The organism is Pseudomonas fluorescens (assembly GCF_902497995.1).
In the GTDB taxonomy this organism is placed as follows: Bacteria; Pseudomonadota; Gammaproteobacteria; order Pseudomonadales; family Pseudomonadaceae; genus Aquipseudomonas; species Aquipseudomonas fluorescens_BK.
On record NZ_CABVII010000014.1, the window covers coordinates 39,396 to 53,344 of the forward strand.

14 protein-coding genes are annotated in these 13,949 nt (G+C 60.4%); 4 read left to right on the forward strand and 10 right to left on the reverse strand.

The window, feature by feature from the left end:
• Positions 1 to 89 precede the first annotated feature (89 nt).
• Both F8N80_RS17305 and F8N80_RS17310 read left to right on the forward strand, forming a co-directional pair.
• A complete protein-coding gene (locus F8N80_RS17305) occupies positions 90 to 1,034 on the forward strand; it encodes an alpha/beta hydrolase (RefSeq protein WP_150748056.1) in 945 nt (314 codons plus the stop codon).
• 41 nt (positions 1,035 to 1,075) lie between these two features.
• On the forward strand, positions 1,076 to 1,546 hold the full coding sequence (locus tag F8N80_RS17310) for a MaoC family dehydratase (protein WP_150745970.1): 471 nt from the start codon (positions 1,076 to 1,078) through the stop codon (positions 1,544 to 1,546).
• Between the two features lie 129 nt (positions 1,547 to 1,675).
• Here F8N80_RS17310 and F8N80_RS17315 read toward each other — a convergent pair whose 3' ends face one another.
• The 4 genes from F8N80_RS17315 to F8N80_RS17330 form a co-directional block, all read right to left on the reverse strand.
• Entirely contained in the window at positions 1,676 to 2,536 is an 861-nt protein-coding gene (locus F8N80_RS17315) for an efflux RND transporter periplasmic adaptor subunit (protein WP_150784316.1), read from the reverse strand.
• A 10-nt stretch (positions 2,537 to 2,546) separates the two neighbouring features.
• Entirely contained in the window at positions 2,547 to 2,753 is a 207-nt protein-coding gene (locus tag F8N80_RS17320; protein WP_150745968.1) for a DUF1656 domain-containing protein, read from the reverse strand.
• Positions 2,740 to 4,728, reverse strand: coding sequence for an FUSC family protein (locus F8N80_RS17325; protein WP_150745967.1), 1,989 nt, complete (start codon positions 4,726 to 4,728; stop codon positions 2,740 to 2,742). Before F8N80_RS17325 ends, F8N80_RS17320 begins: the two co-directional genes overlap by 14 nt.
• A gap of 157 nt (positions 4,729 to 4,885) precedes the next feature.
• A complete protein-coding gene (locus tag F8N80_RS17330; protein ID WP_150745966.1) occupies positions 4,886 to 5,353 on the reverse strand; it encodes a ferritin-like domain-containing protein in 468 nt (155 codons plus the stop codon).
• A gap of 203 nt (positions 5,354 to 5,556) precedes the next feature.
• On the opposite strand from F8N80_RS17330, the gene F8N80_RS17335 reads away from it, so the two are divergent.
• Positions 5,557 to 5,793: a DUF3820 family protein gene (locus F8N80_RS17335; RefSeq protein ID WP_128870220.1), complete on the forward strand. Its 237-nt coding sequence runs from the start codon at positions 5,557 to 5,559 to the stop codon at positions 5,791 to 5,793.
• A gap of 300 nt (positions 5,794 to 6,093) precedes the next feature.
• Here the strand turns inward: F8N80_RS17335 and F8N80_RS17340 are convergent, their stop codons facing one another.
• Genes F8N80_RS17340 through zwf form a run of 3 tightly spaced genes read right to left on the reverse strand, consistent with a single transcriptional unit; the run spans position 6,094 to position 8,946 of the window.
• Positions 6,094 to 6,759, reverse strand: coding sequence for a bifunctional 4-hydroxy-2-oxoglutarate aldolase/2-dehydro-3-deoxy-phosphogluconate aldolase (locus tag F8N80_RS17340; protein WP_150745964.1), 666 nt, complete (start codon positions 6,757 to 6,759; stop codon positions 6,094 to 6,096).
• A 17-nt stretch (positions 6,760 to 6,776) separates the two neighbouring features.
• On the reverse strand, positions 6,777 to 7,490 hold the full coding sequence (gene pgl, locus F8N80_RS17345) for a 6-phosphogluconolactonase (protein WP_150784317.1): 714 nt from the start codon (positions 7,488 to 7,490) through the stop codon (positions 6,777 to 6,779).
• Positions 7,477 to 8,946 (reverse strand): glucose-6-phosphate dehydrogenase, encoded by a 1,470-nt coding sequence (gene zwf / locus F8N80_RS17350; RefSeq protein WP_150745962.1) that lies wholly within the window; start codon positions 8,944 to 8,946, stop codon positions 7,477 to 7,479. The genes pgl and zwf overlap by 14 nt, the downstream gene beginning before the upstream one ends.
• Before the next feature lie 240 nt (positions 8,947 to 9,186).
• On the opposite strand from zwf, the gene F8N80_RS17355 reads away from it, so the two are divergent.
• Positions 9,187 to 10,047, forward strand: coding sequence for a MurR/RpiR family transcriptional regulator (locus F8N80_RS17355; protein WP_191632942.1), 861 nt, complete (start codon positions 9,187 to 9,189; stop codon positions 10,045 to 10,047).
• Between the two features lie 159 nt (positions 10,048 to 10,206).
• Here F8N80_RS17355 and F8N80_RS17360 read toward each other — a convergent pair whose 3' ends face one another.
• The 3 genes from F8N80_RS17360 to F8N80_RS17370 all read right to left on the reverse strand — a co-directional run bounded on the left by F8N80_RS17360 (position 10,207) and on the right by F8N80_RS17370 (position 13,948).
• Positions 10,207 to 11,061 carry a D-hexose-6-phosphate mutarotase gene (locus F8N80_RS17360; protein ID WP_150784318.1) on the reverse strand — a complete coding sequence of 285 codons (855 nt, stop codon included), beginning with the start codon at positions 11,059 to 11,061 and terminating at the stop codon, positions 10,207 to 10,209.
• 209 nt (positions 11,062 to 11,270) lie between these two features.
• Positions 11,271 to 12,617 carry a carbohydrate porin gene (locus F8N80_RS17365; RefSeq protein WP_150745959.1) on the reverse strand — a complete coding sequence of 449 codons (1,347 nt, stop codon included), beginning with the start codon at positions 12,615 to 12,617 and terminating at the stop codon, positions 11,271 to 11,273.
• 170 nt (positions 12,618 to 12,787) lie between these two features.
• Positions 12,788 to 13,948 (reverse strand): ABC transporter ATP-binding protein, encoded by a 1,161-nt coding sequence (locus F8N80_RS17370; RefSeq protein ID WP_150745958.1) that lies wholly within the window; start codon positions 13,946 to 13,948, stop codon positions 12,788 to 12,790.
• Between the last annotated feature and the right edge of the window lies 1 nt (position 13,949).

Consider the following 13,949-nt stretch of genomic DNA (forward strand, 5'->3'; position numbering starts at 1 on the left):
GCCGTGGTGTGGGCTGTTCAGACGGCAAGCGACGGATGCGCTATACAATGCAACGACGCCCATGTCACATGCCGTGCAAAGGAATCGCCATGATCCACGACACTTTCTGGCTGACCGCGAGTGACCGCAGCCGCCTTTTCGTCAATCAGTGGCTGCCGGCCGCGCCTTTGAACGCAGTGATCCTGCTGGCCCACGGCATGGCGGAACACAGTGCTCGCTACGCCCGCCTGGCAGAAAAATTCTGTGAGCAGGGCTACGGTGTGTATGCACCGGATCTGCGTGGACATGGCAAAACTGCCGAAAACGGGACCCTGGGGCATTTCGCCGACGACGATGGCTGGTGCAAGGTGGTCGGCGACCTGGCCAGCCTCAATCAGCACATTGGTCAACACCATCCCGGCGTGCCGATCGTGTTGCTCGGGCATAGCATGGGCAGCTACATCGCCCAGGCGTATCTGCTGCACCACAGCGCCAGCCTGCACGGCGCCATACTCAGCGGTTCGAACTGCCAGCCGGTGGCGCTTTATCGAGCGGCCCGCCAGATCGCCCGACTCGAACGGTTGCGCCAGGGGCCCAAGGGCCGTAGCGCCCTGATCGAATGGTTGTCATTCGGCTCGTTCAACAAGAAATTCAAACCGGTGCGCACACCGTTCGACTGGCTCAGCCGCGATCCGGCCGAGGTCGACAAGTACGCCAACGACCCGCTCTGCGGCTTTCGTTGCACCAATCAGTTCTGGATCGATTTGCTTGGCGGCTTGCAGCAAATCAGCAAAGCGTCCAATCTCGCCCAGATCGATCCGGGCCTGCCGCTGCTGGTGATTGGCGGCGAATGTGATCCGGTGAGCGAAGGCAAGCGTCTCAAGGATCTGGCTCACGCGCTGCGCGCCGCGGGTAGCCAGAATTTGCAACTGAACATTTACCCGCAGGCACGGCACGAACTGTTCAACGAGAGCAACCGCGATGAAGTGACTGCCGATGTACTGAACTGGATCGCCCAGGCGCTGAGCCATCGACGGCCGCCCCGATCCGAATAGTTTTTTGTGGATTTTTAAATTCGTCACAGGAATCGAGACAGATGACCCAGGTTTCAAACACCCCTTACGCAGCCCTCGAAGTCGGCCAGACCGCCAGCTACAGCAAGACGGTCGAAGAGCGCGACATTCAGTTGTTCGCCGCGATGTCCGGCGATCACAACCCGGTGCACCTGGACGCTGAATTCGCCGCCGGCACCATGTTCAAGGAGCGCATCGCCCACGGCATGTTCAGCGGCGCGCTGATCAGCGCAGCCGTGGCCTGCGAGCTGCCTGGGCCGGGGACTATTTATCTCGGTCAGCAGATGAGCTTCCAGAAGCCGGTGAAGATTGGCGATACCCTGACCGTGCGCCTGGAGATTCTCGAGAAACTGCCGAAGTTTCGTGTGCGGATTGCCACTCGCGTGTTCAACCAGCGCGATGAGCTGGTGGTGGATGGCGAGGCGGAGATCCTGGCACCGCGCAAGCAGCAGACCGTGACGTTGACGACCCTGCCCGCAATCAGCATCGGCTAGGATCGCCGGTCTGTAGGAGCCAGGCTTGCCGGCGAAGGCGTCCTTGAGATCGCCTTCGCCGGCAAGCCTGGCTCCTACGGGTGTACGCACAACCCTGCAGGAGCTGCCGCAGGCTGCGACCTTTTGATCTTACCGCCCTTCCTGCACCTGCACACTCGCGGTCATCCCCGAACTCAAATTGATCCCCTCCGGCACGTTGTCCAGCTTGATCCGCACCGGAATCCGCTGTGCCAGCCTGACCCAGTTGAACGTCGGCTCCACCTCTGCCAGCAACTGCCCATCCGGCGTGGTGTTGCGATCAGTAATCCCACGACTGATGCTTTCCACGTGCCCCTGCAGCGCCTCCCCGGCGCTCATCAACCAGACCTTCACCGGGTCGCCGATGCGAATCCGCGGCAGTTTGGTTTCCTCGAAATACGCCTGCACATAAAAAGTCGAGTCGTCGATCAGCGCCATCACCGGTTGCCCGGCGTTCACATAGTTGCCCTGGGCCAGGCGCAGGTTGGTGATGTGGCCACTGCGCGGCGCATGGACCTGGCTGCGGTCCAGGTTGAGTTGCGCGACCTTGGCTTCGGCCTGGGCTTCACGCAGTTCGCCACGGGCGATGCCAGCGTTGATTTGCGCATTCTCCCGCAGCTCGGCACTGATCGCCTGCGGCCCGAGGCTGGCGCGGCGGCTGGCTTCGCGCTCGCGCAGATTGAGTTGTTGCTGGCGGGTCTGGACCACCGCTTGCGCTTTCTCCAGCGCGGCTTCGAAGCGGTCGCGGTCGATGCTCAGCAACAGATCGCCCGCCTTGACCTGTTGGTTGTCGACAGCCTTGAGTTCACGCACCCAGCCCGACACGTCAGGGGCGATGACCACCACGTCGGCCCCGATCCGCGCGTCGCGGGTCCAGGGCGTCAACATGTAGTACTGCCACAAATGGAAACCGGCAAAGATCGCCACTGCCACCAGGCACAGGGTTACTGCTACACGTACAGGTGTACGCATGTTCAACTCCTTATAAAGGTCCGAGGACGACGGTGATCAGCGTCAATACACAGACGTACAAGGCGCAATCGAATAACGCTTCGTGCCAGATCCAGCGGCCGACCGGCGTCAGGCGCAACAACAGGCGCAAGCCGGCGGTCACCAGCAGCGCCAGCAGCACATAAATCAGAAACGGGCTGAGCAGCACACCCCCCATCGACCACTCACGCAAGCCCATGGCTCTCCTCCTGCTGACGGCACCAGGCGCGCCAGCTGTTCTGCAATTGCAGCACTGCACCCTGGGCCAGTTTCACCGCATCGCTGGGGGGCAACGCGTACAAGGTGTTCAAGAATTCTGCGCTGGGTTGTTCCAGCACATCGGCGCGATTGCCGGCCGGACCTTGCTCGAGGACTTTTTCCAATTGATCGAGGTAACGCCGTTGCGCCGCACTGACCGGTGCCTGCGCCACCGCCAGGCTCAAGCGCAAATGCAGCAATTCGTCGCCGATGTCCAGCCCCAGCAGCCCATCATCCCAGCGACTGCGCGCCGGTTCCGGCAATTCGGGATAGTGTCGCGCCAGTTGCAGCAAACGATCGGCCATGCGTCCACCGAACCAGCTTTCGGCACCGCGCAGATTGCGCCGGGTCAGGCGCACCAGATCGTGCAGCGTCGCCACCAGCAAGCGGCGGCCATGCCAAGTCGGATTGCGCAGGATCAACAGCCGGAAGGCCAGCACCGCCGCGCCCACACCGATCACCATCGCCTGGGCGCTGTTGAAAAACGTCGCGACATCGAACCTCATCATATTGAGCGGCGAGATCAGGACAATGAAGTGCAGGCAGAACGAGGTCGCCGTGGCGCCGATTTGCGGTTTGGCCATGCCCAGCGCACCGAGAAACAGCGGCACACCCATCCCCAGACAGAGCAGTGCGAAGCTGCTCCATTGCGGCAGCAGAATCTGCCCGACGAAAAACGCCGCCGGAATCGCCAGGAAAATCCCCCGCATGAAACTCATGCCGATCTGCGCGCCGTTTTCGCGACTGGCAAACAGGCTGCACACCACACAGGTCAGCAACAACGCACCCGAGGCGGCGGGCCAGGCGGTCGCCAGCCAGAAGCATGACACCACCAGAAACGCCAAGGCGCTGCGGGCACCGAATACCAGCGCCAATGACAGGTCGCGATGCGGGGCCAGGGTTCGCGGCGGATCGACCGTGTCCTTGCCCTCCTCCACCGCTTTCAGCGCCGCGCTCGCCGCCAGGGCGGTATCGAGCAGCAAGGCAAAACGAGCCAGGCAGAAACTTTGCGCGGAACTGATCAGCGGGTCATGGGTGGCATCGAGCAACCTCGGGCGCAAGGCTTGCAGGGTCGCGTTATCCGCACGGGCGAGCGCCTCCTGGACTGCGCTCATCCACGGCATCAGTTGCCCGGCCTCTTGCGGTTCCAGTTGCTTCCACTGCCGGCGCACCGAACGGGCGATGCGCAGCAACATCAACAACTTCTGGCTCAAGCCACTGATGGACCGCGCGCGCTGACGGCCAAGACTGCCTTCGAACCAGGCATGTTCGCGCTGGGCATCCACCGCAACGATCCTGCCGAGGATTTCCAGCAGACCTTTGCGCGCCTGGCCATCGCCGGCCAGCGTGGCTCGAGCGGCGTTCATCCCGCTCTGCCACGCCGCCCGCGCCTGGTCCGCCAGTTGCTGTTCCACCCGCATCGGCCACAGCAGCGCACTGGCGGCGGTGGCGCACAGAATGCCCAGGCAGATTTCCGTACAGCGAGCCACGGCTTGATCAAACACCGTCAGCGGATGGGCAATGGCCGGCAAGGCGATGATCGCCACCGTATAACCGGCCAGCACAAACGAATAGGACCAGGCACTGCGCAACATCGTCGAACTGGCCGTACACAGACCGAGCCATAACGCCAACGCCAACAGGAACAGCCAGGGCGTCTGGGCAAACAACCCCATGAACACCACCGACATGATCGTCCCGACCAGGGTGCCCAGCAGACGCGCCAGCCCCTTCTGCACCACCATCCCGGACAAGGGTTGGGCGACGATGAAGGCGGTCATCAGCGCCCAGGCCGGTTGCTCCAGGCCCCAGCGCAATGCCAGCCACAACGCGAGGCCGCCGCCGATCAAGGTCTTGATCGCGAACTGCAGGGCGCGGCGGTCAGGCGCAAACAAAGCCTGCAAAGTGATAGGCACTAAAAGCACTCTTGAAAGGACGATTTAACGATAGACGCGATCGGCGGGGTAACTTGAAAAACAAATTATTAGCTAGCTAACTATATCCCGTCCAGCATTAAATCCCGGGCACAAAAAAACGCCAGACTGGCTGGCGTTTTTGACAGACTATGGGCGCTTACGAGCGAGCGCGAGCCTGATTGCGCAGGGCTTTCACCTGATCGTGATTACGTTGCACGCCATGGTACTGACGTTCAACCAGGTCACGAATGCCCACCAGGTTGTGCTTGTCGATTTTTTCCAAGGCGTCTTTGTATGCCTTCTTTGCATGGTCTTCACCACGTTCGGCTTCGTTCAGCACGGCTTCCTCGTCCTTGCCGGTGAACATGGCCTTCACGTCGACCCAGCGACGGTGCAGGTCACCGCTGACACTGGTGGAGGTTTCCGGATCGCCGCCCATCGAACGCACGGCGGCCTGCAGTTCGGAAGCAGCGGTGGCGCAGTCGGCGGAACGCTGCACGAACAGCGATTTCAGTTCCGGATTCTTGATGTCTTCAGCGCAAGTCTTGAACCCTTCCTGACCGTCTTTGCTGGTTTCAATCAGGTCGTTGAGTACAGAGATGGCTTCTTTATTCATGTCGGTCATTTTCAATTCCTCGCGGGTTGATGAAAGATGCAATAGCTATTGCACCCTGCATGCCAGTTTTCAATTGACAATTTAATCCTTATATTTCAAATAGTTAGGTTTAATCGGCAAATCTGTATCCGCGTTTTTTGCATGATCTGTCATTTGGCCTGCATGCAGAATGCCTGTATTTTCCAGACTGATTGAATCCAGACGGCTGATAGATGAATCCTGAAAAGCTCGAACTGCTGGTCACCCGTGAAATGCCCTTCGGCAAATACAAGGGTCGAATCATTGCCGACCTGCCCGGCCAATACCTGAACTGGTTCGCCCGGGAAGGCTTCCCCCACGGCGAACTGGGCGGCTTGCTGGCACTGATGCAGGAAATCGATCACAACGGCCTGTCGGAGCTGCTCGAACCGCTGCGCGCCAAACATGGCAAACCTGCCCCTCGGCACTGAATCGCTCCTTGCCTGCCCCTGATTGAGTAAACCCATGCATGGATTTACTGATCCGGACGCTGACCGAACTGCGTTGATGTCACACGGTGTTTACCTGTAGGAGCGAGCTTGCTCCGGGCGGCGTTCCGACGAAGGTCGTTAACGATGACGCGCGTTTACTGGCTAAACACGGCGCCCATGAAGACGCCTTCGCCAGCGAGCCGGCTCCTACAGGTTTTTTTCAGGCAAAAAAAAACGGTGCACCGACCAAGCGCACCGTAAAAGCCGTAGAACACACAACGAAGTGTCTGGTATAGCCGATCAGTCCAGCAGCGCCAGTGCCTCGGCGGTGCATTCCTGAATGCGGGCCCAGTCGCCGTTCTTGATCCACTCGGGATCAAGCATCCAGCTACCGCCCACGCACATGACGTTTTTCAACGCCATGTAGCTCTTGATGTTGGCCGGGCTGACGCCGCCGGTCGGGCAGAATTTCACTTCGCCGAATGGGCCACCCAGGGCCTTGATGGCCGCGACGCCACCGCTGACTTCCGCCGGGAACAGCTTGAAGCGGCGATAACCCAGGCCGTAGCCTTCCATGATGCCCGAGGCGTTGCTGATGCCCGGCAACAGTGGAATCGGGCTGTCGACGCTGGCTTCGAGCAGATCACGGGTGATGCCCGGCGTGACGATGAACTGCGAACCCGCGGCCTCGGCAGCCGCCAGCATGCTGCGATCGAGCACGGTACCGGCACCGGTCATCAGCTCCGGACGCTGCTCGCGCAGAATCTGGATGGCCTTGAGGCCGAACTGCGAACGCAACGTCACTTCCAGGGCGGTCAGGCCACCGGCCGCGAGGGCGTCGGCCAGCGGCAGGATGTCCTGTTCGCGAGCGATGGTGATCACCGGCAGGATCCGCGCCTTGGCACAGAGGCTGTCGATCAGGGCAACTTTGTCCGCCATGGAAACGGTCGGGGATGGGTTTGTCATAGCGGCTGATCCTTGGCTCATGGGCACCAGTAAATCTCTAACGTAGGTTGCAGAAAAGCGCGAATCGGCATGGCGGCGACATCGTCGCCGGCCAATGCGGCACTCAGGGTGGTCAGCTTGGACTGACCGGAAATCGATAAAACGGTGTGCTCGGCCGACGCCAGCAGCGCGCGACTCATGGTCAGGCGCTGATGCGGCACGGTCGGCGCCAGCATCGGCCAGCAACGACGGCTGCCGTCGACTTTCAAGGCGTCGGCCAGGTTCGGGCTGTTCGGGAACAGCGAAGCGGTGTGGCCATCGTCGCCCATGCCCAGTATCAGCACGTCGATTTGCGGCAATTCGCCCAGCAAGCGATCAGCCTGCTCAGCCGCCTGTTCAAGGTTGGCCGAAGCGCTATAGAGGCTCAGGAACTGCGCCTTGGCCGCCGGGCCTTGCAACAGATAGCGCTTGAGCAGGCCGGCATTGCTGTCGGCGTGTTCCACCGGCACCCAGCGCTCGTCCGCCAGGGTGACGACGACGTTGGGCCAGTCCAGCGTCTGCTTGGCCAGGTGCTGGAAAAACGCTACCGGGCTACGACCACCGGACACCACCAGGGTGGCGGTGCCCCGGGCATCGATCGCGTCGCTCAGTTGCTTGGCCACCTTCAGCGCCAGGCCTTCGGCGAGCAGCACCGGGCTTTTGAACTCATGGGCGCTGACGCCCTGAGGCAGTTTCAATTCAGATATCGCCATACCACGACCTCCCATCCCGCGTTATCAGTGCAATGGAGCTCATAGGCCCCCAGGACCCGGCCGCGTACGGCTTGGGCGCATCACCGGATTTTTTCCAGCCGGCGATCAACTGGTCACACCACTTCCACGCGGCTTCGATTTCATCTTTACGGACAAACAGGTTCTGATTGCCGCGCATCACTTCCAGCAACAACCGCTCGTAGGCATCGGGAATCCGGGAGCTGCGATAGGTGTCGGAAAAATTCAGCTGCAACGGACCGCTGCGCAGCTGCATGCCCTTGTCCAGGCCTTGTTCCTTGGTCATCACGCGCAAGGAAATGCCTTCGTCCGGTTGCAGGCGGATGATCAGCTTGTTGCTGATCTGCAGGCGCTGCTCGGGGGCGAAGATGTAGTGCGACGGTTCCTTGAAGTGGATGACGATCTGCGACAGCTTCTGCGGCATGCGCTTGCCGGTACGCAGGTAGAACGGCACGCCGGCCCAACGCCAGTTGCGGATGTCGGCACGCAGGGCGACGAAGGTTTCGGTGTCGCTCTGGGTGTTGGAGTTCGGCTCTTCCAGATAACCCGGCACCGACTTGCCTTCGCTGTGCCCGGCGATGTATTGGCCGCGCACCACTTGCGTGGTCAGGCCTTCCGGGCTGATCGGCGCCAGGGCCTTGAGGACTTTGACTTTCTCGTCACGGATGCTGTCGGCGGACAGGTCGGCCGGCGGGTCCATGGCGATCAGGCAAAGCAGCTGCAGCAGGTGATTCTGGATCATGTCCCGCAGCTGGCCGGCCTTGTCGAAGTAACCCCAGCGGCCTTCGATCCCGACCTTCTCGGCCACGGTGATTTCCACGTGGGAGATGTAGTTCTGGTTCCACTGGGTTTCGAACAGGCTGTTGGCAAAGCGCAGGGCAATCAGGTTCTGTACGGTTTCCTTGCCCAGGTAGTGGTCGATGCGATAGGTGCGGTTCTCCGGGAAGAACTGCGCCACGGCATCGTTGACCTTGCGCGAGGATTCCAGGTCCGAACCGATGGGTTTTTCCAGCACCACTCGGGTGTTTTCGGTAAGGCCGACCTTCGACAGGTTCTCGCAGATCGCGCCGTAAACCGCTGCCGGCGTCGCGAAGTAAGCAATCACTCGCTGGGCAGTGCCGGCCATTTCGGCCAGGGCGACGTAATCGTCAGCCTTGAGGAAATCGACGTGCAGGTAACTCAGGCGGGCCAGGAAGCGTTCGAGCACTGCTTCGTCCAGCTCTTTGTCACTGACGTAGCGGCGCAGCTCGGAGGCGATGAACCCCAGATGCTGCTGCTCGCTGCCCGACTCACGGGCCAGCGCGATGATGCGCGTATCCTCATGAAGCAGGCCTGCGCCATCGAGTTGATAAAGAGCAGGAAACAGCTTGCGCAGGGCCAGATCGCCGAGGGCGCCGAACAAGGCAAAGGTGCAAGGTTCAACCGTAATCGAAGGCATGATGTTTGTTCTTTTATCAAGTTAAGCTACAAATACCTTTTTTCAAGGCATGATTCAAGGGAAAATGTAGTAATAACCACAACATTTTCGCAAAATACAGATTCCGAGTGGTGGTCGGTCGGAGCCATCAGTAGGATAGGCCACCGTGACGGGCCCGATCAAAGTCCCAATTTGCATAGCCGGGGCCCTTATTTGCATTGCTCTTTTGTTAGTGGAGCTAAGGAAACATCTATGGACCGCGTGCGAAATTTACTGGAGCAGATCCAGAGTCGCCTTGAAGACCTGAACAAGGCAGAACGCAAAGTAGCCGAAGTGATTCTGCTCAACCCACAGCAGGCCACCCGGTTCAGCATCGCCGCCCTCGCCCAGGCCTCGAAGGTCAGCGAGCCGACGGTCAACCGTTTCTGCCGTTCGTTCGGTGTCAGCGGTTACCCGGAACTCAAGCTGCAGCTGGCCCAAAGCCTGGCCAGTGGCGCGGCGTATGTCAGCCGTGCGGTCGAGGCCGATGACAATCCTGAAGCGTATACGAAGAAGATTTTCGGCAGCGCCATCGCCTCTTTGGACAGCGCCTTGCAGGCGCTGGATCCGAGCCTGATCAGCCGCGCCGTCGACCTGTTGATCCAGGCCCGACAGATCCACTTCTTCGGCCTCGGCGCCTCGGCTCCGGTGGCGCTGGACGCGCAGCACAAGTTCTTCCGCTTCAACCTGGCCGTCACCGCCCATGCGGACGTACTGATGCAGCGCATGATTGCTTCGGTCGCCCACACCGGCGAGTTGTTCGTGATCATTTCCTACACCGGCCGCACCCGCGAACTGGTGGAAGTGGCGCGTCTGGCCCGGGAAAACGGCGCTTCGGTGCTGGGCCTGACCGCCGAAGGTTCGCCATTGGCCAAGGCCAGTACCTTGAGCCTGAACATTCCGTTGCCGGAAGACACCGACATCTATATGCCGATGACGTCGCGGATTATTCAGCTGACCGTGCTGGATGTGCTGGCGACCGGCATGACGCTGCGCCGGGGGGTGGATTTCCAGCCGCATTTGCGCAAGATCAAGGAAAGCCTGAATGCCAGTCGGTATCCGATTGGGGATGAGTTTAATTAGTCGGGCTTGAGGTCTTTTTCGCCTGTTAAGCCGTCTTCGCGAGCAAGCCCGCTCCCACATTGTGATCTGCAGCGAACACAACGTTTGTGCACGTCGGTGATCCAATGTGGGAGCGGGCTTGCTCGCGAAGGGGCCAGCCGCAACACCATAGCTTTCAAATTAAACCCCCACCCGCGCCTGCAAACTCAAATGCGCCCGCTCCCCAGGCGCCAGGCTCAGGCTATCGGTCCCGCCGCTCGCCGCTTCCACACACACAAATTCCGATATCTCGTTCCAGCTCACCCCCAGCAGCGGCCGCGTGCCGGGATGCCAGACCACCGTGTCCGCGCTGTCGCCCGTATCGATGCATAATTCGCGCTGCCAGGCGTGGTCCTTGAGTTGCAATTCCCCTTCCTGCTGAAACACTCGCTGACAGCCGCCCTCGACTCGCAACTCGCCTTCCTGCTGGCAAACCTGGCGGTTCAACTGGTCGTAGCCGTGCGCACCATCGAGCCCAGACAGCGCTACCTCACCGACGTCGCCAATACGCCAATACGCGTGCAACGCCTGGCTCAACTGGCACGGCAGGCTGTCCTGGTGCTCGGTGCACAGGCGCAAAGCCATGCGCTCGCCCAGGTGCGCATGCAGGTCCACTTGCCAGTCACACAACTGCAGTTGCCAGTGCAGACGCACGCCATCGTCGTCACTGCTACTGTCCAGCAGCTTCCAGTCGAGCAGCCGGGCCCAGCCATGGGATGGCCAGGCGTTTTCACTCGGATGGCGACCATACCAGGGCCAGCACACCGGCACCCCACCACGAATCGCCCCGACATGCGGCCATTTGGTTGCGCACCAGAGCCAGGGTTTCTGGTCCCGGGGCTGAAAGTGCAACAACTGCGCGCCCTGCCGACTGAACACCGCCTGACACAGCGGATGATCGATCACCAGCACATCGCGCATCTGATAGCGCTCCCAGGCGAATACCGGACGTTCGCGCAAGGCTTTGAAGAAGCGTTGTAGCGGATGCTCATGCATGGGCCACGGTCCTGAAAATCATGGGTGTTCTCATCAAAACCTGAAACAACAGTGTTTTTTGGTCAGTGACATCTTTGTGGCGAGGGAGCTTGCTCCCTCGCCACAAATGCGCACGGCACACTCACGCGTGATCTAGACCCCAAAAAAAAACGGACAGCCTTGGCCGTCCGCAAAAATGCGCACATGGAGAGGAGCTTATCGCAACAACGTTAGAACACCGACTGAATTTTCAAGCCGGCCACCAGAGCATCGTCGACTTCGTCCACACCGCCCGGGTGAGTGATGTATTGCAGGTTGGGACGCACGGTCAGCCAGTTGGTCACGTGGAAGCCGTAGTTGATCTCGTAGTTGTACTCGGTGTCACGCAGTGGCGAGAACAGCGGGTCCTGGTAGTCGGAAACCCCATTGGAGGCGTTGACCAACTCGGCGTTTTTCTTCACGTCATCGTTGACATGGATACGGGCGAAGCCGATACCCATGTCATCTTTTGGACGTGCATCGAACGGACCCTTGTACACAAACATCAGCGACTGGTAGTTGTCGACGATGTTGGTGTCCTTGTCGTGGAAGGTGGCGTTGGCGGCGATGTTCAGGCCGCGGGACGCGTCACCGTTGTGACTGGTGAGTTGTTGCTGCGCCACGAACCAGTAGCCGGATTTGCTGCTGTGGCTGCGATAGGCATTGCCGCTGGTTGCCGCATCATCGCCGTTGTCGTCTTCACGAACGTCATCGGCCTTGGCCGTGCTTTTGTAGTAACCGACACGGTATTCGCCCGGCAGGTTGTTGACCTTCGGTGACCAGACCAGTTCGACCGGCAAGACGGTGCCCTCGGTACCACTGCCGCTGAGCTTGAAGCCGTTACCGTGCTCCAGTTGCGACGGGTTCTGGTTGTACGCGCCGATCTGCGCATAGAACTCGGGCGAGATGTTGTACTTCACGCGGATCGCGGCCTGGCTGACCGGCCAGTTGTACCAGATATTGGTCGCCCAGTTACCCACTTGGGAACCGCAGAACGCCAGGTTCTGGAACTCGCAGGGGAAGGTGTTGAAGTCTTCGCCTTCGCCGAAGTAACCGGCCTTGACGTCCAGTTTACCGTCGAGGAACTGGTGCTTGATCCACAACTGGGTCAGACGGACCATATGGCCACGGCCGTAGACTTCCTGGGAGGAACTCAAGGTGCCGGCACGCGGGTCGCCGACACGGTCATTGGAGATGTTCTCACCGTTACGGTTGGTGAGCTGGATCTTGGCCTGGGTGTTATCCCAGCCCCACAGCTTTTCCAGGTCCAGCGCCACGCCCAAGCCAAATTGGTCGGCGTAACGCGCCGTCTTGTCGTCGTTGTAGCCGCCGTGGAGGTTGCCGCCCACTTCGCCGACGTAGTCCATCTTGATGTCGATACCCTGCTCGATCAGCCGGGTCCGCTCGCCACCCCAATCACCGGTCATCCATTGGGAATCGGCGCTGAACGCGTCAGCCGCGTGCACACTGCCGGCCAGCGTCATTGCCGCAATCGCTGACAACTGGCAGATAAGCTGAGCGTTGTTGTTGTTCTTCATCCCTAGATCCTCGTTTTATTGTTATTAACTTTTTTATCTAACGCGGTGACATCAGTTGCGGCGGATGACAGGCCATCCACGGGGTATCCCCTTGCAGGAGCCAGGCTTGCCGGCGAAGGCGTCCGTGAAATCGCCTTCGCCGGCAAGCCTGGCTCCTACAGTTTTGATCTTCAGCGGCCTTTGAGTTGGGTCACTTTGGCAGCTCGGGTTTCAGCTTGTGGTTGGCCGGCCACCCCCAGGCGCTCCCCGGTCTTCGCATCGAACAACAGCACTTTCGACGGGTCGAACTGCAAGGTCAGGGTCTCGCCCACGGCCGGTGCAACGTCCGGCGCCAGGCGGCAGCAGACCTTGGTGTCGTTGAGGTTGACGAAAACCAGGGTGTCGGGTCCGGTCGGCTCGGTGACCTGGACTTCGGCGCGAATGGTCGGCAAACCATTCGCCTCGCTGCCCGCCAGCACGATCTGCTCCGGGCGCATGCCAAGGATCACTTCGCGATCTTCGAGCCCGGCGTCCTGCATGCCCAGCGGCAATTCGCAGCGCGCCTGGCCGCTGTCGAGCAGCGCCACCAGACGACCTTCCTTGCGCTGCAAACGCAGGGGGATGAAGTTCATCGGCGGCGAACCGATGAAGCTCGCCACAAACAGGTTGGCCGGGTTGTTGTAGATGTCTTTCGGCGTGCCGAACTGCTGAATGATCCCGTCCTTCATCACCGCCACCTTGTCGCCCAATGTCATGGCTTCGATCTGGTCGTGGGTCACGTAAACCGTGGTGGTTTTCAGGCGCTGGTGCATCAGTTTCATTTCGGTGCGCATCTCGACCCGCAGCTTGGCGTCGAGGTTGGACAGCGGTTCGTCGAACAGATAAATCTTCGGCCGCCGCGCCAGGGCACGGCCCATCGCCACACGCTGCTGCTGGCCGCCGGAGAGCTGGCCTGGCTTGCGGCTGAGCAGGTGTTCGATTTGCAACAACTTGGAAACCCGAGCAACTTCTTCGTCGATTTCGGCGGCCGGCATTTTGCGAATCTTCAGGCCGAAGGCGATGTTGTCGCGCACGCTCATCGTCGGGTACAGCGCGTAGGACTGGAACACCATGGCGATGTCGCGATCCTTGGGGCTCATGCCGCTGATGTCGGCGTCATCCACCAGGATCGCGCCGCCGCTGATGTTTTCCAGACCGGCGATGCAGTTCATCAAGGTGGATTTACCGCAGCCCGACGGGCCCACCAGGATCAGGAACTCACCGTCATCGATCTTCAATTCGATGTTTTTCAGGGTGTCCGGCAAACCGGCGCCGTAGGTCTTGTTGACGTTGCGTAATTCGAGAGTTGCCATG